This is a genomic window from Thioalkalivibrio sp. ALJ2 (genome assembly GCF_000378325.1).
GTDB lineage: Bacteria > Pseudomonadota > Gammaproteobacteria > Ectothiorhodospirales > Ectothiorhodospiraceae > Thioalkalivibrio.
This window is the reverse complement of record NZ_KB899558.1, coordinates 94,207-118,758: the sequence shown is the minus strand read 5'-3', so window position 1 is coordinate 118,758 and position 24,552 is coordinate 94,207. Positions and strand designations below refer to the sequence as shown.

The following is a 24,552-nucleotide window of genomic DNA, read 5'->3' as shown; positions in this document are numbered from 1 at the left end:
CAAAAACCACACAGGATACCGGCTTTGGCTCGGATGCCAATGGGGGCGGGCGCAGGGGCGTGCACATTGGTAGGGTAGGCCCATTACACGGCGCTCACATGGGGCACAAGGAGCAGGGGTGACGCAGTCCGGCGATTTGCAGCCAGGGATGGTGGTGCTGCACGGCAACCATCTGGAGTCGCTGCGTGCCCTGGTGGTCGATTGGATGCAGCGTGCGCCGCTCGGCCCGCTGGAGAACGAGACCCTGCTGGTGCAGAGCAACGGCATGGCGCAGTGGCTGCGCTATGCCCTGGCCGCGCACCCGGATGCCGACCCGCCCGGCTGCGGCATCGCCGCCGCGCTGGATATGCAGTTGCCGTCGCGCTTTGTCTGGTCGGCCTATCGCGCGGTGCTCGGGCTCGAGGCCGTGCCGCTGGAATCCCCGTATGCCAAGCGCCCGCTGATCTGGCGTCTGATGCGCCTGCTGCCGGAGTGTCTGACGCGCCCCGAGTTCGCCCCGCTGGCGCGGTTTCTCGCCGATGACGACCCGCGCGACGGCGGCGATCTGCGCAAGCGCCACCAGCTCGCCGAGCGCCTGGCCGACCTGTTCGACCAGTATCAGGTCTACCGCGCCGACTGGCTGACCTCCTGGGCCGCCGGGCGCGATGTCTTGCGCGACGCCCGTGGCCGCGAGACCCCGCTTTCGGAGGACGACCGCTGGCAGGCCGCGCTGTGGCGCCTGCTGCGCGAGGACATCGGCGAGGGCGCGGCCGACACCAGCCGGGCCACGGTCCACGCCCGCTATCGCGAGGCCGTGCAGGGCCTGAGCGAGCGCCCGGCGGGGCTGCCGCGGCGGCTGATCGTGTTCGGCATCTCCTCCATGCCCGGGCAGATCCTGGAAGCCCTGGAGGGGCTGGCCGGCGTGTGCCAGATCCTCGTCTGCGTGCACAACCCCTGCGAGCACTACTGGGCCGATATCGTCGCCGACAAGGACCTGCTGCGCGCGACGCGCCAGCGTCAGGCACGCAAGGCCGGCATGCCCAGCGTGCTGGACGACGCCGAGCTGCACCAGCACGCGCACCCGCTGCTGGCCGCCTGGGGCAAGCAGGGCCGCGACTACATCGGCCTGCTGGACGAACACGACGACCCCACCGCCTACGACGCGGTGCTGCAGACCCTCGCCTGGAAGCGAGTCGACTACTTCGAGCCGCACGGCGGCGACTGCCTGCTGCATCAGTTGCAGGAGGACATCCGCGAGCTGCGCCCGCTGGGCGAGACCCGTGGGGCCTGGCCGGCGGTGGTGGCGGACGACGACTCCATCCAGTTCCATGTCGCCCATGGCCCGCTGCGCGAGGTGGAGATCCTGCACGACCGGCTGCTCGCGCACTTCGACGCCGACCCGGACCTGCGCCCGCGCGACGTGATCGTGATGGTCCCGGACATCGACGCCTACGCCCCGCATATCGAGGCCGTGTTCGGCCAGCTCCCGCCGGACGACCCGCGCTACATCCCCTACACCCTGTCCGACCAGGGGCCGCGCGGGCGCGACCCGGTGCTGATCGCGCTGGAGCGCCTGCTGTCGCTGCCGGAGAGCCGGATGGGCGTGGCCGAGGTGCTGGACCTGCTGGATGTGCCCGCGCTGCGCCGGCAATTCGGGATCGCGGAAGAAGACCTGACCACGCTGCACCGCTGGGCCGAGGAGTCGGGCGTGCGCTGGGGGCTGGATGCCGAGCAGCGCGCCGGGCTCGGGCTGCCGGAGGGGCTGGAGCAGAACACCTGGCGCTTCGGCCTGCGGCGGATGCTGCTGGGCTATGCGTCCGGGGGGGGCGGGGCCTGGCAGGGGCTGGAGCCGTTCGACGAGATCGGCGGGCTGGATGCCGTGCTGCTGGGCCCGATGGATGACCTGATCACCGCGCTGGCGGAGGCCTGGGGCTGGCTGCGCCACGCCCATACCCCCGGCGAATGGAACACCCGGCTGCGCGAGCTGCTGGATACCTTCTTCGCCGGCGAGACCGATGCCGAGCTGTTCACGCTGGGACGCCTGCGCGAGGCGCTGGACCAGTGGCAGGCCGACTGCGCAGAGGCGGAGCTGGACGACCCCCTGCCGCTGGGTGTCGTGCGCGAGCAGTGGCTGGCCAGCCAGGAGGACAGCGGGCTGGGGCAGCGCTTCCTGGCCGGTTCGGTCAACTTCGGCACGCTGATGCCGATGCGCGCGATCCCGTTTCGCATCGTCTGCCTGCTGGGCATGAACGACGGCGACTATCCGCGCAGCCCGACGCCGGTGGACTTCGACCTGATGCGCCGCGACTACCGCCCCGGCGATCGCTCGCGGCGCGAGGACGATCGCTACTTGTTCCTGGAGGCATTGCTGTCCGCGCGGCGACAGCTGCATGTCAGCTGGGTCGGCCACAGCGCGCGCGACAACGAGTCGCAGCCGCCCTCGGTGCTGGTCGCGCAGTTGCGCGATCACCTGGCCGCCGGCTGGCGGCTCCAGGGTGCGGAGGAGGTCGATGAGCCGACCAAGGACGACCCGCTGCTGGATCACCTGACCACCGTGCACACTCTGCAGCCGTTCTCGCCGGCCAATTTCCCGCCCGACCCGTCACACGCCCGGCACTACACCTACGCGCGCGAGTGGGAGGCGGTCCACCACGCCGACGAGACCCCGGCGCCGGACGCGCTCGAACTGCCGCCGCCGGACGAAGCCGACGATGAACGCGTGCTGGGCCCGGATACGCTGATGCGCTTCCTGCGCGATCCGGCGGAGGCGTTCTTCCGCCACCGGCTGGGCGTGGTGTTCGATCGCGAGGAGGCCCCGAGCGAGGACCTGGAGCCCTTCACCCTGGCCGGGCTGGAACAGTGGCAGGTGCGCGAGGCCCTGGTCGCGGCCGCGCTGGACCATGGCGAGGACCCCGAGACCTGGGGCCCGGTGCTGGAGGCCGAGGCCGCGCGGCTGCAGCGCGCCGGTGCGCTGCCGCTCGGCGCGGCTGGCGAGCTGGAACGCGAGGCGATGATCGCCGAGGCCGCACGTCTGCTGGAGCGCATCGGCCTGCGTCTGGCCGTCTGGCCGGAACGGCTGCCGCCATCGCCCGCCGTGCGTCTGGGGCAGGGTGGCTGGATGCTGGAGGGTGCCGCCCCGCCCCTGCGCGGCGGGGCCGGGCAGGCCGTGCTGCTGGACTACACCGTGAGCCGGCTGAAACAGAAAAAGGACTGGCGCGTGGACAAGGTGGCCAAGCCCTGGCTCGAACACCTGCTGGCGAACCAGGGCGCGGGCGAAGGCGGCCGGGTCGCGACCGAGGTGATCGGGCTGGATACCGGGATGCGCCTGCCGGGCGTGGGGCCGGAGCAGGCCCGCGAGCACCTTGGGGCCCTGGTCGAGGGCTGGGTGGCCGGGCTGGAACGCCCGCTGCCGGTGGCCTGCGCCACTGCCTTCGCCTGGCTGCAGGCCGAGGCGAAGGACGACCCCGACCCACTGGCGCGGGCGCGCAAGGTGCTGGTCGGGGACGACTTCAGCCCCGGTGAATGGGCGCGCAGCCCGGCCCTGGCGCGTGCCTGGCCGGACCCGGAGGCGCTGCTGCAGGACCCGGCGTTCGGGCACTGGCGCGACCGGCTGTACCGGCCGTTGTTCGAGGCGCTGGCCGCCGGGGAGGAGATGGAATGAGTGCAGGTGCGCAGCCGCTGGAGCTGATGGAACTGCCGTTGCACGGCAGCCGCCTGATCGAGGCCAGTGCCGGCACCGGCAAGACCTACACCATCGCCGCGCTGTATCTGCGGCTGGTGCTGGGCCACGGCGAGCTGCCGGAGGGTACCTGCGAGCTGACCCCGCCGCAGATCCTGGTGATGACCTTTACCGAGGCGGCGACCCGCGAGCTGCGCGAGCGCATCCGCGCGGTGCTGGCGCGCGGGGCGCGCATCCTGCGCGGCGAACCGGCCCCGGCCCACGAGGCGTTGTGGCCGGCGCTGCTGGCCGCCTACCCGGAGCCGGCCGCGCGGGCCGGGGCCGCGCGGCGGCTGGAGCTGGCCGCCGAGTGGATGGACGAGGCGGCGGTCTCGACCATCCACTCGTGGTGCTATCGCATGCTGCGCGAGCATGCGTTCGACAGCGGAAGCCTGTTCAACCAGCGCCTGGAGGCGGACCAGAGCGAGCTGCAGGCCGAGGCGGCACGCGACTACTGGCGTCGCTTTGTCTACCCGCAGCCGGCGGATCACCTGAAGCTGCTGCGCCAGGCCTTTGGCGAAGGACCCGACGAACTGCAGGCCCGGGTGCGGCCGCTTCTCGGCCATCTGACAGACACGGCGGGGCTGGAGCCCTACCGCACGCCGGACGGGCTGTATGCAGAGCTGGCCACGCGCCTCGCACGCCTGGCCGAGCTGAAGGCCGTCTGGCGTGAGGATGCCGCCGAGGTGGAGCGACAGTTCCGCGAGTTGCTGGCGAACGTGCTGCTCGGCACGAAGTACCAGAAGTCGGACGAGTTGATCGAAGTGATGCGCGCCTGGGCCGAGGACCCGGCCGCACTGCTGCCGGACAAGGTCGGCACGACGCCTGTGCTGGAGCGCATGTGCGCGGCGGGGATGGCCGAGCGGCTGAAGAAGGGCAAGTCCCTGCCGGACGACCTGCACCCGGCGTTTACCGCGCTCAATGCCGCCGCCGAGGTCTGCGCGGACGACAGCGAACGCCTGCTGCAGGCGGCGGCGGTGGAGATCGATCTCCAGTTCCGCCAGGCCCAGCGCGTGCGGGTGCAGATGGGGTTCAACGACCTGCTGCTGCGCCTGCGCGATGCCCTGGAGGGGCCCGGCGGCGAGGCGCTGGCCGAGACGCTGCGGCGTCAGTTCCCGGTCGCCCTGGTGGACGAATTCCAGGACACCGACCCGGTGCAGTACCGCATCCTCGAGCGCGTCTACCGCATCGAGGACAACCCGGCCGAGCAGGGGCTTCTGCTGATCGGCGACCCGAAGCAGGCGATCTACGGCTTTCGTGGAGCGGACATCCACAGCTACCTGAAGGCGCGGCGCGCGACCGCCGGGCGTCACTACACGCTGCCGCGCAACTTCCGCTCGACCGCGCGCCTGGTCGGCGCGGTGAACCGCCTGTTCGCCCATGCCGACGGCTGGTCGGAGGGTGCGTTCCTGTTTGGCCAGGGCGATGACGGCGAGCTGCCGTTCCACGCGGTGGATGCCCAGGATCGCGGCGAGCGCCTGGAACAGGACGGCGCCGAGGTGACGGCGCTGACCCTGTGGTGCATGGACCCGGGCACACCGGTCGGCACCGGTGTCTATCGCGAACAGATGGCCACGGCCGCGGCCGAGCAGATGGTGCGCGTGCTCAATGGCGGGACGGACGGGACCTGCGGCTTTCGGGATTCAGACGCGCTGCGGCCGGTGCGTCCGCGGGATATCGCCGTGCTGGTGCGCAGCAAGGTGGAGGCCCGCATCATGCAGGAGGCGCTGCGCGCGCGGGGGGTGCGCAGCGTGTACCTGTCCGAGGGCGAATCGGTGTTCGTGACCCCGGAGGCGGGCGACCTGCTGCGCTGGCTGCGGGCCTGTGCCGAGCCGACCAGCGAGCGCCTGCTGCGCGCGGCGCTGGCGACCCCGACACTGGGGCAGTCGCTGGCCGACTTGCACCGGCTGACCACCGACGAACTGCGCTGGGAGCACCGGGTCGAGCAGTTCCGCGAGTATCGCCGCCTGTGGCAGACGCGCGGTGTGCTGCCGATGCTGCGCCGCCTGCTGCACGACTTCGACGTGCCGCGCCGGCTGCTGGCCAGTGCCGATGGCGAGCGCGCGCTGACCAACCTGCTGCACCTGAGCGAACTCCTGCAGCGCGCGGCCGCGGAGCTGGATGGCGAGCAGGCCCTGATTCGGCACCTGGTGGAGCACCGCGAGGGCGAGCGCGCGACCGCGGAGGAGCAGGTGCTGCGCCTGGAGAGTGACGAGGACCTGGTCAAGGTGGTCACGCTGCACAAGTCCAAGGGGCTGGAGTACCCGCTGGTGTTCCTGCCGTTTGTCTGCGCGTTTCGCGCGGTCGACCCGAAGAAGGATGTGCCGCGTATCGATCGCCCGCCGGGCGGCAGGCCGCGCTGGATCTTTCGTATGGATACACGTGCCCAGGAGCGCGCCGATCGCGAGCGCCTGGCCGAGGACCTGCGCCTGCTGTATGTGGGCATGACCCGTGCGCGCCACGCCTGCTGGATGGGGCTGGTGCCGATCGTGTCGGGGCGAAGCAAGGAGAACGAGCTGCACCGCAGTGCGGTCGGCTATCTGCTGAATGGCCCGGAACCGATGCCGAACGGCGAGTTGGAGGACCGGCTGCAGGCGGCCCGAGGCGACGAGGCGGCGATTGCGATCGAACCCCTGCCCGAGATCACGGGCGCGGGCGTGCGGCTGGCACAGCAGATGGCAGCCCCCGGGCGCGCCCGTACCCCGACCCGCCCGGTACGCGAGCCCTGGTGGGTGGCGAGCTACAGCGCGATTGCGCACCCGGACGAGGCGGATGCGCCGGCGCCGCTGGTCGCCGACCCGGTGGCCCCGGATTCCGCGCTGGAGGACATGCTGCGCGAGAGCGCGGCCGACCCCGGGACTGGGCATGACCCGTTGCCCGAGGTACCGGTGGCCGGAGGTCTGCACGACTTCCCGCGCGGGCCGGCGCCGGGGACCTTCCTGCACGGCCTGCTGGAGTGGGCGGCCGAGCAGGGCTGGTCGGCCGTGGTCGCCGATCGCGCCCGGCTGGACGACGAGGTGCAAAAGCGCTGCGAACAACGCGACTGGGGCGACTGGGCCCCCGTCGTGCAGGACTGGATGCGCCGGCTGATCACGGCCGAGTACGCGCTGGCCTCCGGTGGCGCGTTCCGCCTGGATGGGCTGGGCGTGTATCAGCCGGAGCTCGAGTTCCTGTTCGAGACGCGCTGGCTGCAGAGCCGGCGGCTGGATGCCGCCGTGCGCGAGCAGTTGCTGCCCGGACAGCCCCGGCCGCCGGCGGGCGACCGGCTGTTGAACGGGATGCTCAAGGGCTTTGTCGATCTTATCTTCGAGCACGAGGGCCGCTATTACGTCGCCGACTACAAGTCCAACTGGCTGGGGCCCGGCCCCGAGGCCTATGTGCCCGAGCGCCTACGCGACGCGGTGCTGGAACACCGCTACGACCTGCAGCTGGTGATCTACACGCTGGCCCTGCATCGCCAGTTGCAGGCGCGGATGCCGGGATACGACTACGACCGCCACATGGGGGGCGGTGTGTACCTGTTCCTGCGCGGGATCGATGCGCCGGGGCGCGGCGTGTTCCACGACTGCCCGCCACGGGCGCTGATCGAACAACTGGACGACTGGTTCGCCGAGGGGCCGGACCGGCCGCAGGAGGCGCGGGCATGACGGCCGAGCGTGCATTGCAGGACACCGGGGCGCTGCTGGATCTGCTCGGGGAGTGGGAGCATGCCGGCTGGGTGCGCGGCGTCGACCGCGTGCTGGTGCGTTTTCTGCGCGAACAGGTGCCCGCCGCACCGCCACTGACACTGCTGCTGGCGGCGCTGACCAGCCACCAGGCCGGGCGCGGGCATGTCTGTCTGGACCTCGACGGCCTGCTGGAGGCCCCGGACCGGATGCTGTCGTTGCCGCCGGAGGGCGCGGAGCGGGGACTGCCGCGGCCCTCGGATGTCCTGCGCGGCCTGGACCGTGCGGCACTCGACACCGCGCTGGAAGGCCATCGAATCTGCGGCGTCGACGCGGACGCGGGGACCCCCCTCGTGCGGGCACAGGACCGGCTGTACCTGCGCCGCTACCGCGAGGCCGAACGCCGGATCGGGGAGGCGGTGGCCGGACGCCTGCGCGAGCAGCCCGCCTGGCGCGACGGGCTGGATACGGATGCGCTGCGCACCTGGCTCGATCGGCTGTTCGGTCCGGCCGAGGAGGGCGACGGCGAACCGGACTGGCAGCGTCTGGCCTGCGTACTGGCGGCCGGGTCCGCGTTCAGCGTGATCACCGGCGGGCCGGGTACCGGCAAGACCTACACGGTGTTGCAACTGCTCGCGCTGTTGCAGGGCCTGCAGGGGGAGGGCGAGCCGCTGCGCATCCGCCTGGCGGCGCCGACCGGCAAGGCCGCCGCGCGGCTGAATGCCTCGGTCGCGGGGGCGGTGGATGCGCTGGGGCTGGAACGCTTCCCCGGTGGCGAGCGCCTGCGCGCCGCGATCCCGCGCGAGGTAGTCACGCTCCACCGCCTGCTGGGCGCGCGACCCGATACCCGGCGCTTCCGCCACGATGCGCGCAATCCGCTGCCGGTGGATGTGCTGGTGGTGGACGAGGCCTCGATGGTGGATCTGGAGCTGATGGCCAGCCTGATGGCCGCGGTGCCGGCGCATGCGCGGCTGGTCCTGCTGGGGGATCGCGACCAGCTCGCCTCGGTAGAGGCCGGGGCGGTGCTGGGCGAGCTGTGCGCGCGGGCGGACGGCGGGCATTACACACCGCAGACGGCGGCCTGGCTGCGCGAGGTAGCCGGGCTGGCGCTGCCGGCCGGCTACGTGGACGAGGACGGGCGGGCACTGGACCAGCACGTGGCGATGCTGCGCCGCAGCCGGCGATTCGGCGCGGACAGCGGGATCGGTCGTCTGGCCGCGGCGGTGAACGACGGCACGGCCGAGGTGGCGGGCCACCCGGGCGAGGATGTACACGCGGCGGTGCTGCAGGGCCCGGACGATCCAGCCCTGCTGCGGCGCGCGCTGGACGGGGCCGGGCATGCCGAGGCGGCACCGTTCGGGGTCGTCCGCTATCTGGAGCATTTGACGGCCGGACGCCCGGCATCCCGCGATGCGCGCGGCACGTGGGAGGAATGGGCGCGCGGCACGCTGCGCGAGCACGGGCGCTTCCAGTTGCTGTGCGCTGTGCGCGAGGGGCCCTGGGGTGTGGACCGGATGAACCGCCGAGTCGCCGGGGCGCTGGCGGCCCGTGGTGTATTGCAGGCGGAGGGTGCCTGGTACGAGGGGCGCCCGGTGATCGTCACGCGCAACGACTACGCGCTGGGGCTGATCAACGGCGATATCGGCGTGACCCTGCGCGTGCCCGCCTGGCTGGCCCGGGGTGATGCCGAACCGGGCGCGGACGATGCGGCGGAATCGGCCCTGCGGGTGGCCTTCGTCGCGGCGGACGGGCATGTGCGCTGGATGATCCCGCAGCGCCTGGAGTCCGTGGAGACGGCGTTCGCGCTGACGGTGCACAAGTCCCAGGGCTCGGAGTTCGAGCATGTGGCCTTCCTGCTGCCCCCGCCGGAGAGCCCGCTGCTGACGCGCGAGCTGGCCTACACCGCGATCACGCGCGCGAGCGGCTGGCTGAGCCTGTTCGAGCCACAGGCGGGGGTGCGGCGGGGGGGGAGCCGGCAACCGACCCGGCGCAGTGGCGGCTTGCTGACCTGGCTGTAGCGGCCCTTTCTGGAGTGGGTGCGCAATAACAAGGGTTGTTTACGTGCGACATCGGGGCACGCTACCGTGGTTCCAAGCACCGTCATGGCGCCGTTTCGGCCGGGTAACGATCGTATGCCGGCCCATATTTTCGACGACTGCGACTTTTTGGCGTGACGGAAATCACAGTTTTGCGCCCCTGACGGGGGTGGACTCCGGGCGCGCCCGGATCAGCGGGAGAAGCATTCATGCACCACCTGCGACTGGCCGCCCCCCTTTCGGCCCTGAGCATTCCTCTACTGGCCCTTTTGCTGGCCCTTGTCCTGCCCGGTTGCGCGGCGGAATCCGACGACGAAGACGATGCTGAACCCGAGGCGGTCGAGGTGCCGGTACGGGAGATGGAGAGCGAACTGGTCTCGATCTCCCGAACCTATACGGCGCGCACCCGCAGCCCGCGCGAGGTGGAGGTGCGCGCGCGGGTCGCGGGCGTGCTGGAGAGCCGGCGCTACGAAGAGGGCGAGATGGTGGAGCGCGGTACCGAGCTGTTCCGCATCGACCCCTCGCCCTATGCCGTCCAGGTGCGCAGCGCGCAGGCCAGCCTTGAACGCGCCGAGGCCGAGAAGCGCCAGGCCGAGCGCGAGTGGGAGCGCGTGCTGGACCTGTACGAGGACAACGCCGCCAGTGGCCGTGAGCGCGATGAGGCCCGCTCGCAACTGGAGCTGGGTGACGCCGCGGTCGCTGAGGCCGAGGCGGCGCTGGCGGAGGCCCAGCTGGATCTCGACTACACCTCCGTGACGGCGCCGCTGGAAGGGGTTGCGGGGCTGGAGGAGCGCCCGGAAGGCAGCCTGTTGCAGGCGGGTGACCTGCTGACCACCGTGACCCAACTCGACCCCATCCGTACCGACTTCGCGATCCCCGAGGGCCATCTGACGGCCTATGGGCCGCAGATCCGTTCCGGCGTTGGCCTGACCGTAGTGCTGACCCTGCCGGATGGCTCGTTGTACCCGCATCAGGGGCAGATCGACGTGACCGAGGCCGCGGTGGACGAGGCCACGGGCATGGTCGAGGTACGCGCGCTGTTCCCCAACCGCGAGGTCCAGTTGCTGCCGGGGCAGTTCGTGCGCGTGACCCTGAGCGGGCTGATGGTGGGGCATGGCATGCGCGTGCCGCATGCCGCGGTCATCGAGGGCTCTGACGGGGCCGCGGTGTATGTCGTCGACGCCGATGACATCCCGCATGTGCGGCCGATCCAGATTGGCATGGACCTCGACGAGGACTTTCTGGTCACCGCCGGGCTGAGCGATGGTGACCGGATTGTGGTCCGGGGCGTTGAGGGCGTCGAGGAGGGCGAACGGATCGATCCCCAGGACGCCCCGCGCGAGACGGAAGAACCCGTGTCGCCGGGCGTGCTGCCGGAGGTGGCGCCGGATCTGCTGGATGAGGTGATGGATCCGGAGACCGAGGCCGATGCGGTCGAGGACATCCTGGATGGGCTGGGCAATGGCGCCGAGCCGGGTCTGGATGATTCCGACGCCGACGAGGCGTCCGACTAATGCTGCGCTTCTTCATCGGCCGGCCGGTACTGGCCTCGGTCATCTCGATCCTGTTCGTGCTGGCCGGGCTGTCTTCGGCCTTGCTGCTGCCGGTGGATCAGTATCCGGACATCCTGCCGCCGAAGGTGATCGTGACCGCCAGTTATCCGGGCGCGAGCGCCGAGGCGGTGGCGGAGACGGTGGCCGCCCCGATCGAGGCGACGGTCGATGGCGTGGACAACATGGCGTACATGCGCTCGAAGTCCACCGATGATGGCGACATGGAGCTGATCGTCACCTTCGAGGTGGGGACCGACCCTGATATCGCCGCGATCAACGTCAGTAACGAAGTCGAGGGCGCGATGGGGCGCCTGCCGGAGACGGTGACCGGCGCCGGGATCGCGGTGGAGAAACGTGCCCCGTCGATGCTGCAGATGATCACGTTCACCTCGTCGGACGGCAGCCTCGACAACCGCTTTATCAGTGACTACGTCTGGCGCAATGTCTATGCCGAGCTGCGGCGCGCGCCGGGGGTTGGCGACCAGACCTTCTTTGGCGCGCAGATCTATTCGATGCGGATCTGGCTGCAGCCGGACCAGATGGCGGAGTACGACCTGACCGCCAGTGACATCCGTTCCGCGATCCAGGAGCAGAACGAGCAGTACGCGGCCGGCCAGTTCGGGGCCGAGCCGATGGACAACGCGATCGACTTTACCTACGCGGTGACGACCCCCGAACGGTTCTCCGAGGAGGAGGAGTTCGAGCAGGTGATCCTGCGCAGCGCACCGGACGGCTCCGCGTTGCGGCTAGGGGATGTGGCGCGCGTGGAGCTGGGCGCGCACTTCTACAACTTCGAGGCCAAGCACAACGGCCAGTCCACGGTGCCGGTGGGGATCTACCTGGAGCCCGGCGCCAACGCGCTGGAGACGGCGCGCGGGGTGCGCGAGATCCTGGAGGAGCTGGAGCCACGTTTCCCGGACTCGCTGGAATACTCGATCCCGTTCGATACCACGATCTTCATCGATCAGTCGGTGCAGCGCGTACTGCTGACCCTGGTGCAGGCGCTGATCCTGGTGGTCGCGGTGGTGTATCTGTTCCTGCAGACGTTCCGGGCCACGGCCGTCCCGATTATCGCGGTACCGGTGTCGCTGATCGGGACGCTGGCTGGAATGTACGTGCTCGGCTTCTCCGCGAACATGCTGACGCTGTTCGGGCTGGTGCTGGCGATCGGGATCGTGGTGGACAACGCGATCATTGTGCTCGAGAACACCGAACGGCTAATGCGCGAGCAGGGGATGAAGGCGGTCGATGCGGCCTATCAGACCGTGGACGAGGTGGCCACGCCGATTATCGCGATGACGCTGGTCACCATCGCGGTGTTCGTGCCGGTGGCCTTTATCGGCGGATTCAGCGGGCAGATGTACCAGCAGTTCGCGATCACCATCGCGGTATCGGTGGGGATCTCGGGGATCGTCGCGCTGACTTTGAGCCCGGCGATGTGCGCGCGGCTGTTGTCCGACAAGCCACGCCGCCCGGCCCTTCCGTTTCGCTGGTTCAACAGCGCGTTCGACCGCTTCACCGCCGCCTACATGGTGGGGGTGCGCTTCCTGCTGAGACGCAATTTTGTGGGCATGGGGCTGTTCGCGCTGCTGCTGGTGGCGATCGTGGTGCTGTTCCGGATCGTGCCGGGCGGGCTGGTGCCGCAGGAGGACCAGGGCTATGTGTTCGCGGCAGCCGAACTGCCCGCCGCGGCCTCGCTGCAGCGTACCCGTGGCGTGATGGATCGCCTGGGCGAGGAGGCACTGGAGTACGACGACACCGCGGATGTCGTGGCCTTCTCCGGGATGGACCTGCTGTCGGACGGCATGAAGACCTATGCCGGCGCGGCCTATGTGACGCTTAATGACTGGTCCGAGCGTCGCGGCGATGATCAGAGCAGCGATGCGGTGATCGACCGCCTGGTCGCCGATGGCGAGCGCCAGCCGGAGGCGACGATCCGTGCGTTCAATCCGCCGCCGATCTCCGGCATCTCCACTACCGGCGGATTCGAGGCCTACCTGCAAAGCCGGGTCGGGGATGACTCGGAGACCATGCGGGCGCGGGCCGAAGAGATCATTGAGGCAGCCGCGGAGCGCCCGGAGCTGGCGGATGTGCGTACTTCGCTTAATGTCGAGGTGCCGCGTTACGACGCCGATGTGGATCGCGAACGCGCCTTTGCGGCCGGAGTGCCACTCGCGGATGTGTTCGATGCGATGCAGAGCACTTTCGGTGCGGTCTACATCAACGACTTCTCGCTGTTCGGCCGGGTGATGCAGGTGCAGATGCAGGCCGAGGCCGATTATCGCCGGAGCCCGGATGACCTGGACCGCATCTTTGTGCGCTCGGATGCCGGCGACCTGGTGCCGCTGTCCAGCCTGGTGTCGGTCGAGCGGGTACAGGGGCCGGACGAGGTGGAGCGCTTCAACGTGTTCCCGGCCGCGCGGATCATGGGCGATCCGGGACCCGGCTACAGCTCGGGCGATGCGATACAGGCGCTGGAGGAGGTGGTCGACGAGACCCTGTCGGACGACTACCTGCTGAACTGGACCGGTGCGGAGTATCTGGAACAGCAGGCGGCCGGGACTTCCGTGCTCGCGTTCGTTCTGGGTGTGGTCTTCGTGGTGTTGATCCTGGCGGCACAGTACGAGCGGTGGAGTCTGCCGCTGGCGGTCTTGATGGCCGTGCCCTTTGCGGTCTTCGGGGCCCTGGTGGCGATCTGGCTGACCGGGCAGGAGAACGGGATCTACTTCCAGATCGGCCTGCTGGTGCTGATCTCGCTGGCGGCCAAGAACGCGATCCTGATCGTCGAGTTTGCGCAGAACAAGCGCGAAGAGGGACTGAGCCTGTTCGATGCCTCGGTGGAGGCGGCCCGGCTGCGTTTCCGGCCGATCATGATGACGGCGATGTCGTTCATCCTTGGCGCGGTGCCGCTGGCGCTGGCCTCCGGGGCGGGGGCGAACAGCCAGCACGCGATCGGTATCGGCATCATCGGCGGCATGCTGAGCGCGACCTTCCTCGCGCTGCTGTTCGTACCCCTGTTCTATTTCGTCATTTCCAGTGGCCTGGAGCGCCTGCACAAGCGCCCGCGCGACACGGACGACTCGAAGGAGGCCGGAACGCATGCGTAGGACGTTGTTGGGGGTTTCTGCGGCCGCGCTGCTGGCGGGCTGTGCAGTCGGGCCGGATTACGAGCGCCCGGAGGTCACGCTCCCGGACGAGTGGCCGGAGGAGATCGGTGACCAGATGGATGCCGACTACGCCGATGCCGAGTTCTGGTGGGAGATGTTCGAGGACCCGCTGCTGGATCGTCTGGTGCGCGAGGCGCTGGAGAACAACGTGGATGCCGAGATCGCCGCGGCGCGGGTGGTACAGGCACGCGCGGTGCTGGGCCTGAGCCGTGCCGAGCAGTTTCCCCAACTGGAAGGCATGGCGTCGGTCGAGCGCGACTACCCCGCGGGGGATGCCGACCCGGAGACCGAGATGACGATTGGGGCCCTGCTAAGCTACGAGGTCGATCTCTGGGGCCGGCTGTCGCGTTCGGAAGAAGCGGCCCGCGCGCAGCTGCTGAACACCGCGTTTACCCGTGATGCCACCCGTTTGGCGGTCGTGAGTGATGTGGTCAGTACCTATTTCGACTATCGCGCCACGCAGGAGCAGATCGAGACCACCGAGGCGACGATCCTGTCCCAGATCGAGGCCCTGGAGCTGGAGCGCTCGCGCCTCGAGAGCGGTGCCACGACGGATCTGACCGTGCGCCAGGCTCAGGCCGAGCTGGAGACCAGCCGCGCGGGCCTGCCCGACCTACGCGCCGATGCCGCACAGCAGCGCCGGGCGCTGGCAGTCCTGGTGGGGGATACCGAGGCGGTGGTCGAGGGCCTGGAAGGGCTCGGTGACGAGGGCCTGGAGGATCTGCCGGACACGATCTCCGGACTACCGCACTCGGTGCCGTCGGACCTGATGATCCGCCGGCCGGATATCCGCGCGGCGGAAGCCAGCTTGATTGCGGCCAATGCCGATATCGGTGTGGCCCGCGCGGAATGGCTGCCCAGCCTGAACCTGGCCGCGCTGTTCGGGCAGGAGGTCAGCCGGGTCAGTCAGTTTTCCTCCAGTGATTCGTTCTTCTGGGAGTTCCTGGCGGAGTCCACGGTGCCGATTCTCGATTTCGGCCGTCGGCGCGCCACCATTGAAGGCGTGGAGGCCGAGCGCGATATCGCCGAGCTGGAATACCGCGCGGCGATTCAGGAGGCCCTGGAGGAGGTCGCCAACACCTGGAGCGTGCTGAATGCAGCGCACGAACGGGTGGAGGTGCGCCAGCGCGAGGTCGGGGCGCGGGTCGAGGTCCTGGATCTCGCGGAGCGCCGCTATCTGGGCGGGTTCGTGGGGTATCTGGAGGTGCTGGATGCGCGGCGGGCCCTGCTGGATGCGCGCCTGACGCTGACCGAGGCCTCGCGCGATCGCCTGGCGGCCACCGCGACACTGTTCCGCGCCCTGGGCGGTGGCTGGGATAGCGCCGCCATTCCGCATGATGTGCTGGAGGACGGCGATCCGGATGTCGCCGAGGCGGAGGCCGAGGAACAAATCATCGTTCCGGCCGATTCGGACGAGTGACCGCCGGGACCCCTAGCGCGGATCGCGCAGGGCGTCCTTCATGCGGTAGAGGGCATCCAGGGCCTCGCGTGGGCTCATCTCGTCCGGCTCCAAGGTGTCGAACAGGGCCTTCAGGGCCCGTTCTTCCGAAGGTCGGTCTTCGGCAACCGACTCGGGGGCCGCGGTCGTTGCGTCCGGGGCGGGGGCGAACAGGCCCAGTTGCGGCGAGTCCGTTGCTGCGGCCCGGTCCTCCAGTTCGCGCAGGTGTTCCCGCGCGAGCTTGAGTACGTCGGCCGGGACCCCGGCCAGCTGCGCGACCTGCAACCCGTAACTCTGATTCGCCGGGCCCTCACGGACCTGGTGCAGGAACACGATGCTGTGTTCGTGCTCCATGGCGTCGGTGTGCACGTTGGCCACGGCCGCTTCGCGTTCGGCCAGCGCGGTCAACTCGAAGTAGTGGGTGGCGAACAGGGTCAGCGCACGGTTGTGGCGCGTCAGGCGCTCGGCGCAGGCCAGGGCGAGCGCCAGCCCGTCGAAGGTGCTGGTGCCGCGGCCGATCTCGTCCATCAGCACCAGGCTCTCGGGGCCCGCGTTGTGCAGGATGTTCGCGGCCTCGGTCATCTCCACCATGAAGGTCGAGCGTCCGGAGGTCAGGTCGTCGGAGGCGCCGATGCGGGTGAAGATGCGGTCCACGGGGCCGATCTGCGCACGCGCGGCCGGCACGAAGCTGCCCATGCAGGCGAGCAGCACGATCAGCGCCGTCTGGCGCATGTAGGTGGACTTGCCGCCCATGTTGGGGCCGGTGATCACCAGCAGCCGCCGCGTCTCCGGGTCCAGCTCGGTGTCGTTGGCGACGAATGGGGTGTCGAGCCCGGACTCGACCACCGGATGCCGGCCCTGCTCGATCTGGATGCCGGGTTCGCCGACCAGCTCCGGGCAGTGCCAGTCGAGGCGGGCCGCACGCTCGGCCAGGCAGGCGAGCACGTCCAGTTCGGCCACGGCGTCCGCGATCGTACGCAGACGCGGCGCACGCGCCTGCAGGTCGGCGATCAGGTCGTCAAACAGCGCGCGCTCGCGGAGCATGGCCTGTTCGCGGGCGGAGAGGATCTCGTCCTCGAAGCGCTTGAGCTCCTCGGTGGTATAGCGCTCGGTGTTCTTCAGCGTCTGGCGGCGCATGAAGCGGCCGGGGAGCTCGGCCGAGCGGCTGCGCGAGACCTCGATGTAGTACCCGTGCACGCGGTTGTAGGCGACCTTCAGCGTGGGGATGCCGGTGGCCTCGCGCTCGCGGGCCTCGATCTCGCGCAGGAAGGTGTCGCCGTCGCTTTCCAGCGCGCGCAGGCGATCCAGCTCGGGGTCGTAGCCCGCGCGGATCATGCCGCCGTCGGTCACCCGCAGCGGTGGCTCCTCCACCAGGGCCGCGGCGAGCCGCGCGGTCAGCTCATCCTCCGGCGCGAGCGCGGCATGCAGCGCGGACAGGCGCTCGGCGGCATCGGCCAGCGGCGCCAGGGCGGTGTGCAGGGCCGGCAGGCGCTCCAGGCTGGCGAGCAGGGCGGTCAGGTCGCGCGGGCGCGCGCTGCCCAGCACGATGCGCGAGAGGATGCGCTCGCTGTCGGCGCTGCCGGCCAGGGCGTCGCGGATCGGGGTGACGGCCTCCTGCTCCAGCAGGGCGGTGATCGCGGTCTGGCGCTCGCGGATGATCGCTCGCTCGCGCAGCGGCTGGTGCAGCCACTGCATCAGGCGGCGGGCGCCCATCGCGGACTGGGTCGTGTCCAGCAGGGCGAGCAGGGAGCCGCGGCGTTCGCCCGTCAGGGTGCGCGTGAGTTCGAGATTGCGGCGGGTGGCCGGGTCCAACACCAGCATCTGGCTGCGCTGCTCGTGCGCCAGGCTGGTGATGTGGGCGAGATCGCCGCGATGGCGGTTCTGCACGTAGGCGAGCAGGGCCCCGGCGGCAGCGATGCCCAGGTCCAGCCCCTCGCAGCCAAAGCCGGACAGGTCGCGGGTGCCGAAATGGGTGATCAGCAGGCGATGGGCGGACACGGCGTCGAAATGCCAGTCGGCGTGGCGCTGGGGGGCGAAGGACTCGGTGCCCGGGATCGCGCCCGCCTGATCCGGCATCAGCAGCTCCACCGGGTCGAGCCGCGCCAGTTCGGCGGCCAGCTCGGTTTCGTCGCCGACCTCCAGTACGCGGAACTGGCCGCTGGCGAACTCCAGGCTGGCGATGCCGTAGCCGGTCTTGCGGCCCTTTACGGCGGCGGAGGCGGCCGGGCAGACGGCGACCAGGCGGTTCACCTGGCGGGCATCCAGCAGGGCCTCCTCGGTAACCGTGCCCGGAGTCACGATGCGCACGACTTCGCGCTTGACCGGGCCCTTTTGCGCGCCCACCGCACCGGTCTGCTCGCAGATCGCCACGCTCTCGCCCATCTTCAGCAGGCGGGCCAGGTAGCTCTCCAGCGTGTGCACGGGGATCCCGGCCATCGGGATCGGCGCCCCGGCTGATTCGCCGCGCCGGGTCAGGGTAATGTCGAGCAGCCCCGCGGCGCGCTCGGCGTCGTCGTAGAACAGCTCGTAGAAATCCCCCATGCGGTAGAGCAGCAACGTATCCGGGTACTCGGCCTTGATGGCCAGGTACTGCTGCATCATCGGGGTATGGGCGGAGAGGGGCTCGGCGGTGCTCATCGGTTCGGCTGCGGTCGATCCGGGCAAACGCGCAGTATACGGATGCGCGGGCCCGTGTGGCACGTGCACCATCACGAGACGTGATGTGCCACACTCGGGTGGAGTCATGGAGGATGCGCATGCTGGGAGAAGATGACCGCCGGGGCTTCCGGCGCATGCAGGTCGACACCCCCGCACGAGTGACCTGGATGGCGACTGGTGCGGCGGACGAGGTGCGGCTGGAGGACCTTTCGGCCAGCGGCTGTGCCTTTCGCTGGCCGCATGCACCGCAGGCGGGCGAGCGTGTGAGCATCGCGGTCAACAGCCCGGACGGGCGACTGCCCTCCCTGGAGCGGGCCGGCCAGGTGGTGCGCAGCGAGCCCCTGGGCGAAGAGCGGGTGATCTGGCGTGTGGCCATAGCCTTTGACAGCGAGGGATGATCCGGACATGGAAGCGGAATCGACTCTGATTGCAAGCCCGCGCGAGGCTGATCTGGCCGGGCTCTCGGCGCTGGTCTACGACCTGGGCGAGCGGCTGCTCGCCAGCGAACGCAAGCTGTGCACCATCGAGTCCTGTACCGGCGGCGGGATTGCCCAGGCGATTACCGATGTCCCGGGCAGCTCGGGCTGGTTCGAGTGCGGCTGGGTGGCGTACTCCAACGCGGCCAAGACGCGGATGGTCGGGGTGCCGGCCGAACTGATCGAGCAGCATGGCTCGGTCAGCGAGGCCGTGGCGCGCGCGATGGTCGAGGGCGGGCTTGCCCACTGCGATGCCGACCTGGCGCTGTCGGTGACCGGCATCGCCGGGCCCGGTGGCGGCAGCGCGGACAAGCCGGTGGGTACGGTCTGCTTCGGCTGGCAGGAGCGCGGGCGGGACGCGCGCGTCGAGACCCAACATTTCGATGGCGAGCGCCACGATGTACGCCTGCAGGCGATGCTGCACGCGCTCAGTGCGTTGCTGGCGCACGAGGCGGCCTGACGCGTCGACCATTCCCCGGGGCATCGCGCCCCGGTGATCCCCTTCGAGCCGTGAACCCGGGTTGGGTCGCTCCCCGCCCTGTGGGATACTGCGGCCCCGTATCCGCCCCGCAACGGATCGGAAACCATCGCTGCAAGTATCGGGAGGCATACCGTGGACGAGAATCGCAAGAAGGCCCTGACCGCCGCACTGGGGCAGATCGAACGCCAATTCGGCAAGGGCGCGGTGATGCGCATGGGCGATCAGCAGGCGGTGGATGTGCCGGCCGTGTCCACGGGCTCCCTGGCGCTGGATATCGCGCTCGGGATTGGCGGCGTCCCGCGCGGGCGCGTGGTCGAGATCTATGGCCCGGAGTCCTCGGGCAAGACGACCCTGACCCTGCAGGTGGTGGCCGAGGCGCAGAAGCTGGGCGGCACCGCCGCGTTCGTGGACGCCGAGCACGCGCTGGACCCGACCTACGCCGAGAAGCTGGGCGTGAACGTCGACGACCTGCTGGTCTCGCAGCCGGATACCGGCGAACAGGCGCTGGAGATCGCCGATATGCTGGTGCGCTCCGGCGCGGTGGACGTGGTCATCGTCGACTCCGTGGCCGCGCTGACGCCCAAGGCGGAGATCGAGGGCGAGATGGGCGATTCGCACGTCGGCCTGCAGGCGCGGCTGATGTCGCAGGCCCTGCGCAAGCTGACCGCCAACATCAAGCGCTCCAACACCCTGGTGATCTTCATCAACCAGATCCGCATGAAGATCGGCGTGATGTTCGGCAGCCCCGAGACCACCACCGGCGGCAACGCGCTCAAGTTCTACTCCTCGGTGCGCATGGACATCCGCCGCATCGGCGCGATCAAGAAGGGCGACGAGGTGATCGGCAACGAGACCCGCGTGAAGGTCGTCAAGAACAAGATGGCACCCCCGTTCCGCGAGGCCTACTTCGAGATCCTCTACGGCGAGGGCATCTCGCGGGTCGGCGAGATCATCGAGATGGGCGTGAAGGAAGGCCTGATCGACAAGGCCGGCGCCTGGTACAGCTACAACGGCGAGCGGATTGGTCAGGGCAAGGAAAACGCCCGCCAGTACCTGAAGGACAACCCGCACATCGCCGAGGAAGTCGAAAAGACCCTGCGCGAACGCCTGCTGCCGAAGCGCAACAAGGCTGCGGTGGAGGACGAGCCGGTCGATGCCCCGGTCGAGGAGCAGGGCTGACCCGGCTGATCCGGACGCCGCACTGGAGGCCGGGCTCCGGCTGCTGGTGCGGCGCGAGCACTCCGCGCTGGAGCTCGCGCGCAAGCTGGCCGAGCGCGGGTTCGAGCGCGACGCGGTGGATGCCGCTCTTGAGCGTGCGCGCGAGCTCGATTACCTGAGCGACACCCGCTACGCGGACTTCATCGCCCGCCACCGCACCGAGCAGGGCTACGGCGAGCAGCGCATCCGTGCCGAACTCGCCCATAACGGCATCGGCAGCGACACCGTCAATGCCGCCATCGACGCCCTGGAGGTCGACTGGACCGACCAGGCCCGCGGCCAGCTCGAACGCCACTTCCGCCACCCCCCCGAGACCCGCGAGGACGAGGCCCGCTACCTGCGCCACCTCGCCGGGCGCGGTTTCCCCGGCGGTGTCGCCCACCAGGCCCTCGCCGCCTGGAAAGACGACGCTGGCGGTTCCTGACCGATTGCTTCGTCGCGTTGCTCCAAACCCGTCATTGCGAGGAGCAACGCGACGAAGCAATCTCTGGGCGCAACCACCAGTTTCAGGGTCTGTGCCGACCCAGCCGATTGCCACGGCCCCTTCGGGGCCTCGCAATGACGTATTTCTGACCCCGTCATTGCGAGGAGCCCTGCGACGAAGCAATCTGTGTCCAGAACCACCCGGCCCAGACGCCGAGTGATCCACCAGCGGTTGCCACTGCCCCTTCGGGGCCTCGCAATGACGTGCTGGTATCGAGGACACGCGAGTGTCACCGGTGGTGAATGGCCGAAAGGATTCTCGGCCGCTGAGTACCAATGTGCAGTCGCCCACGGAGGGAGCGATGAAACAACCCTGTGTCTACATGATGAGCAACCGTCGTGACGGGACCCTCTAAGTGGGTGTGACCAGTAACCTTGTGCAGCGGGTCTGGCAGCATCGTTCGGGAGAGGTATCCGGGTTCACCAGCCGCTACGGTCTGCATCGGCTCGTCTGGTTCGAGCAATGCGTGGAGATGGAATCCGCGATCGAACGCGAAAAGCAGTTGAAGGCGGGTCCGCGGCGCAGGAAGGTTGCGCTGATCGAGCAGGTGAATCCCGGGTGGCGGGATTTGTTCGACGACATTGTGGGTTGAACGCGGCTGGGGAGGTACTTGCCGATTGCTTCGTCGCCGGGCTCCTCGCAATGACCGCGATCATGGTGCGTCATTGCGAGGCGTTGGAGGGACCGTGGCAGTCGTTGGTGGGTCACTCGGCGCTTGGATCAGGTGGCCGTGGATGCCGATTGCTTCGTCGCGTTGCTCCTCGCAATGACGTCGTTTTTGTCCCGTCATTGCGAGCGCAGCGAAGCAATCGCTCTACGGAACCACCTGATCCCGATTCTGGCCAGGCCCAGCCGATTGCCACACCCTCTTCGGAGCCTGGTGATGATAGGCAACATGGCCCGAAGGCGGGGGCGGCAATACGCGGGTTGGGGGCTTGCGTGATAGGATTCCGGTTTTGACCCCATATTCAATCGGAACCGCATGAAAAGCGCCGACATTCGCCGGAGTTTCCTCGAATTCTTTGAAGGGCATGGTCATACGATCGTGTCTTCCAGCCCACTGGTACCGGGCAACGATCCCACGCTGCTGTTCACCAACGCGGGGATGGTGCAGTTCAAGGATGTGTTCCTCGGCCGCGAGAAGCGTTCGTACAACCGCGCGGTGTCCAGCCAGCGCTGCGTGCGCGCCGGCGGCAAGCACAACGATCTGGAAAACGTCGGCTATACCGCGCGGCATCACACCTTCTTCGAGATGCTGGGCAACTTCAGCTTCGGCGACTACTTCAAGCGCGATGCCATCCACTACGCCTGGCAGTTCCTGACCGAGACCATCGGTCTGCCGCCGGAAAAGCTGTGGGTCACTGTCTACGAGACCGACGACGACGCCTACAACGTCTGGGCGAACGAGATCCAGGTTCCAGCCGAGCGCATCGTGCGCATCGGCGACAAGCCAGGCGGCGGTTCCGACAACTTCTGGCAGATGGGCGACACCGGCCCCTGTGGCCCCTGCACCGAGGTCTTCTATGACCACGGCCCGGAGGTCGAGGGCGGCCCGCCCGGTTCCCCGGACGAGGACGGCGACCGCTATATCGAGATCTGGAATCTCGTGTTCATGCAGTACGACCGCGACGCGGACGGCACGCTGAACCCGCTGCCGCGCCCGTCCGTCGATACCGGCATGGGCCTCGAGCGCTTGGCCGCCGTGCTGCAGGGCGTGCACTCCAACTACGAGATCGACCTGTTCCAGGACCTGATCGCGGCCGCCGCGCGCGTGACCGGGGCAAAGGAGCAGGACTCCGCCTCGCTGCGCGTGATCGCCGACCACATCCGTTCTATCGCCTTCCTGATCACCGACGGCGTGTTGCCGTCGAACGAGGGCCGCGGCTACGTGTTGCGCCGCATCATCCGCCGCGCCGCACGCCACGGGTTCAAGATGGGCGCGCAGGACGCCTTCCTCTACCAGATGGTCGGCGATTTGGTGCGCGCGATGGGCGAGGCCTTCCCGGAGCTGGCAGAGGCACAGGCCCGGGTCGAGCAGGTGCTGGAGAAGGAAGAGCGCAAGTTCCTGGAGACGCTCGACAAGGGCATGAAGATCCTGGAAGACGATCTGCGTGACCTGAAGGGCACGGTGATCCCGGGCGAGACCATCTTCCTGCTGTATGACACCTACGGCTTCCCGGTGGATCTGACCGGTGACATCGCCCGCGAGCGCGGTCTGGAGCTGGACATGGCGGGCTTCGAGTCCGCGATGGCGGATCAGCGCGCCCGCGCCCGCGCGGCCAGTCACTTCTCCATGGACGACGGCGGCCTGCCGCAAGTCGACGTCGAAACCACATTCTCCGGCTACGAGACCGTCGACGACGAGGGTCGCGTGGTCGCGCTGTACCAGAACGGCGAGCCGGTCGAACGACTCGAGGTCGGCGCCGAAGGCCTGGTGGTACTGGACCGCACGCCGTTCTACGGCGAGTCCGGCGGCCAGGTGGGCGATGTCGGCACGCTCAGTGGCTCCGGCGTGCGCTTCCAGGTCGCCGACACCCGCAAGCAGGGCGCGGCACATATCCACGTGGGCCAGGTGCGTGCCGGCACGCTGGAGGTCGAGCAGACGCTGCAGGCCGCAGTCGAAGGCCCGCGTCGCGAGAACATTCGCCGCCATCACTCGGCGACCCACCTGCTGCACAAGGCCTTGCGCGACCAGCTGGGCGACCACGTCCAGCAGAAGGGCTCGCTGGTGGACCCCGATCGGCTGCGCTTCGACTTCACCCACATGGAGCCGCTGACCGACGAGCAGCTGCGCTCCATCGAGGCCCAGGTGAACTCGGAGATCCTGGCCAACGACGCCACCGATACCCGCGTGATGGACATCGAGTCGGCGATGGAGTCCGGCGCGGTCGCGCTGTTCGGCGAGAAGTACGGCGATCAGGTCCGGGTGCTGAAGATCGGCACCTCCGTGGAGTTGTGCGGCGGCACGCATGTGGACCGCACCGGGGACATCGGGTTGTTCCGCATCACCTCCGAGGGCGGGGTGGCCGCCGGTATCCGCCGCATCGAGGCGGTCGCCGGCCAGGTCGCGCTGCGCTGGGTCGACCAGCAGCTCGGGTATCTGGATGCGATCGCCGACCGCCTGCGCGCCGGGCGTGGCGAGGCGGCCGATAAGGTCGCTCAGCTGCAGGAGCGCTCGCGCGAACTGGAAAAGCAGATCGAACAGCTCAAGGGCAAGCTGGCCAGCCAGGCCGGCAGCGATCTGGCCTCGCAGGCGCAGGAGGTCGGCGGCGTGCAGGTGCTGGCCGCGAAGGTCGAGGGCGTGGAGCCCAAGGCCCTGCGCGACATGGTCGACCAACTCAAGCAGAAACTCGGCAAGGCGGTGGTGGTCCTGGGTACCGCGACCGGCGAGGGCAAGGTCAGCCTGGTGGCCGGCGTCACCAAGGCCGAGACCGGCCAGTTCAAGGCCGGCGATCTGGTCGGTCATGTGGCCGCGCAGGTGGACGGCAAGGGCGGTGGCCGCCCGGACATGGCGATGGCCGGCGGCCAAAGCCCGGACAAGCTTGAGGCCGCGCTGGCCTCGGTCGCCGACTGGGTACGCGAGCGCGCCTGAAGACCATCCGTCACCGCGGGGCCAGCGCCGCGGGGATGTCTGTCCGCCACCCTCGGGGCGCTTTACGCGCGTGCCCGTGGGTGCTCG

13 protein-coding genes are annotated in these 24,552 nt (G+C 69.4%); 12 read left to right on the top strand and 1 reads right to left on the bottom strand.

Annotated features, from left to right (window positions below):
- Window positions 1-148: 148 nt before the first annotated feature.
- The 6 genes from recC (at window position 149) to F468_RS0110975 (ending at window position 15,538) form a co-directional block, all read left to right on the top strand.
- Window positions 149-3,640 (top strand): exodeoxyribonuclease V subunit gamma, encoded by a 3,492-nt coding sequence (recC, locus tag F468_RS0111000; RefSeq protein ID WP_081616985.1) that lies wholly within the window; start codon window positions 149-151, stop codon window positions 3,638-3,640.
- Window positions 3,637-7,344 carry an exodeoxyribonuclease V subunit beta gene (gene recB, locus F468_RS0110995; RefSeq protein ID WP_018995175.1) on the top strand — a complete coding sequence of 1,236 codons (3,708 nt, stop codon included), beginning with the start codon at window positions 3,637-3,639 and terminating at the stop codon, window positions 7,342-7,344. Before recC ends, recB begins: the two co-directional genes overlap by 4 nt.
- Window positions 7,341-9,380 carry an exodeoxyribonuclease V subunit alpha gene (recD, locus tag F468_RS0110990; RefSeq protein ID WP_018995174.1) on the top strand — a complete coding sequence of 680 codons (2,040 nt, stop codon included), beginning with the start codon at window positions 7,341-7,343 and terminating at the stop codon, window positions 9,378-9,380. Before recB ends, recD begins: the two co-directional genes overlap by 4 nt.
- Before the next feature lie 227 nt (window positions 9,381-9,607).
- Window positions 9,608-10,912 carry an efflux RND transporter periplasmic adaptor subunit gene (locus tag F468_RS0110985; RefSeq protein WP_018995173.1) on the top strand — a complete coding sequence of 435 codons (1,305 nt, stop codon included), beginning with the start codon at window positions 9,608-9,610 and terminating at the stop codon, window positions 10,910-10,912.
- Window positions 10,912-14,058: an efflux RND transporter permease subunit gene (locus tag F468_RS0110980; RefSeq protein ID WP_018995172.1), complete on the top strand. Its 3,147-nt coding sequence runs from the start codon at window positions 10,912-10,914 to the stop codon at window positions 14,056-14,058. The genes F468_RS0110985 and F468_RS0110980 overlap by 1 nt, the downstream gene beginning before the upstream one ends.
- Before the next feature lie 7 nt (window positions 14,059-14,065).
- Window positions 14,066-15,538 (top strand): efflux transporter outer membrane subunit, encoded by a 1,473-nt coding sequence (locus F468_RS0110975; RefSeq protein WP_018995171.1) that lies wholly within the window; start codon window positions 14,066-14,068, stop codon window positions 15,536-15,538.
- A 12-nt stretch (window positions 15,539-15,550) separates the two neighbouring features.
- On the opposite strand, the gene mutS is transcribed toward F468_RS0110975, so the two are convergent.
- Window positions 15,551-18,193 carry a DNA mismatch repair protein MutS gene (mutS, locus tag F468_RS0110970; protein WP_018995170.1) on the bottom strand — a complete coding sequence of 881 codons (2,643 nt, stop codon included), beginning with the start codon at window positions 18,191-18,193 and terminating at the stop codon, window positions 15,551-15,553.
- Between the two features lie 119 nt (window positions 18,194-18,312).
- Here mutS and F468_RS0110965 point away from each other — a divergent pair, with 119 nt between their 5' ends.
- The 6 genes from F468_RS0110965 to alaS all read left to right on the top strand — a co-directional run bounded on the left by F468_RS0110965 (window position 18,313) and on the right by alaS (window position 24,465).
- Window positions 18,313-18,612, top strand: a complete 300-nt coding sequence (locus tag F468_RS0110965) for a PilZ domain-containing protein (RefSeq protein ID WP_018138515.1) — start codon at window positions 18,313-18,315, stop codon at window positions 18,610-18,612.
- 7 nt (window positions 18,613-18,619) lie between these two features.
- Entirely contained in the window at window positions 18,620-19,150 is a 531-nt protein-coding gene (locus F468_RS0110960; RefSeq protein ID WP_018995169.1) for a CinA family protein, read from the top strand.
- A gap of 153 nt (window positions 19,151-19,303) precedes the next feature.
- A complete protein-coding gene (recA, locus tag F468_RS0110955) occupies window positions 19,304-20,350 on the top strand; it encodes a recombinase RecA (RefSeq protein WP_018138517.1) in 1,047 nt (348 codons plus the stop codon).
- A complete protein-coding gene (locus tag F468_RS0110950) occupies window positions 20,325-20,813 on the top strand; it encodes a regulatory protein RecX (RefSeq protein WP_018862893.1) in 489 nt (162 codons plus the stop codon). Before recA ends, F468_RS0110950 begins: the two co-directional genes overlap by 26 nt.
- 415 nt (window positions 20,814-21,228) lie before the next feature.
- Entirely contained in the window at window positions 21,229-21,465 is a 237-nt protein-coding gene (locus tag F468_RS0110945) for a GIY-YIG nuclease family protein (protein WP_018994155.1), read from the top strand.
- 390 nt (window positions 21,466-21,855) lie between these two features.
- Window positions 21,856-24,465, top strand: coding sequence for an alanine--tRNA ligase (gene alaS, locus F468_RS0110940; protein WP_018995168.1), 2,610 nt, complete (start codon window positions 21,856-21,858; stop codon window positions 24,463-24,465).
- Window positions 24,466-24,552 lie beyond the last annotated feature (87 nt).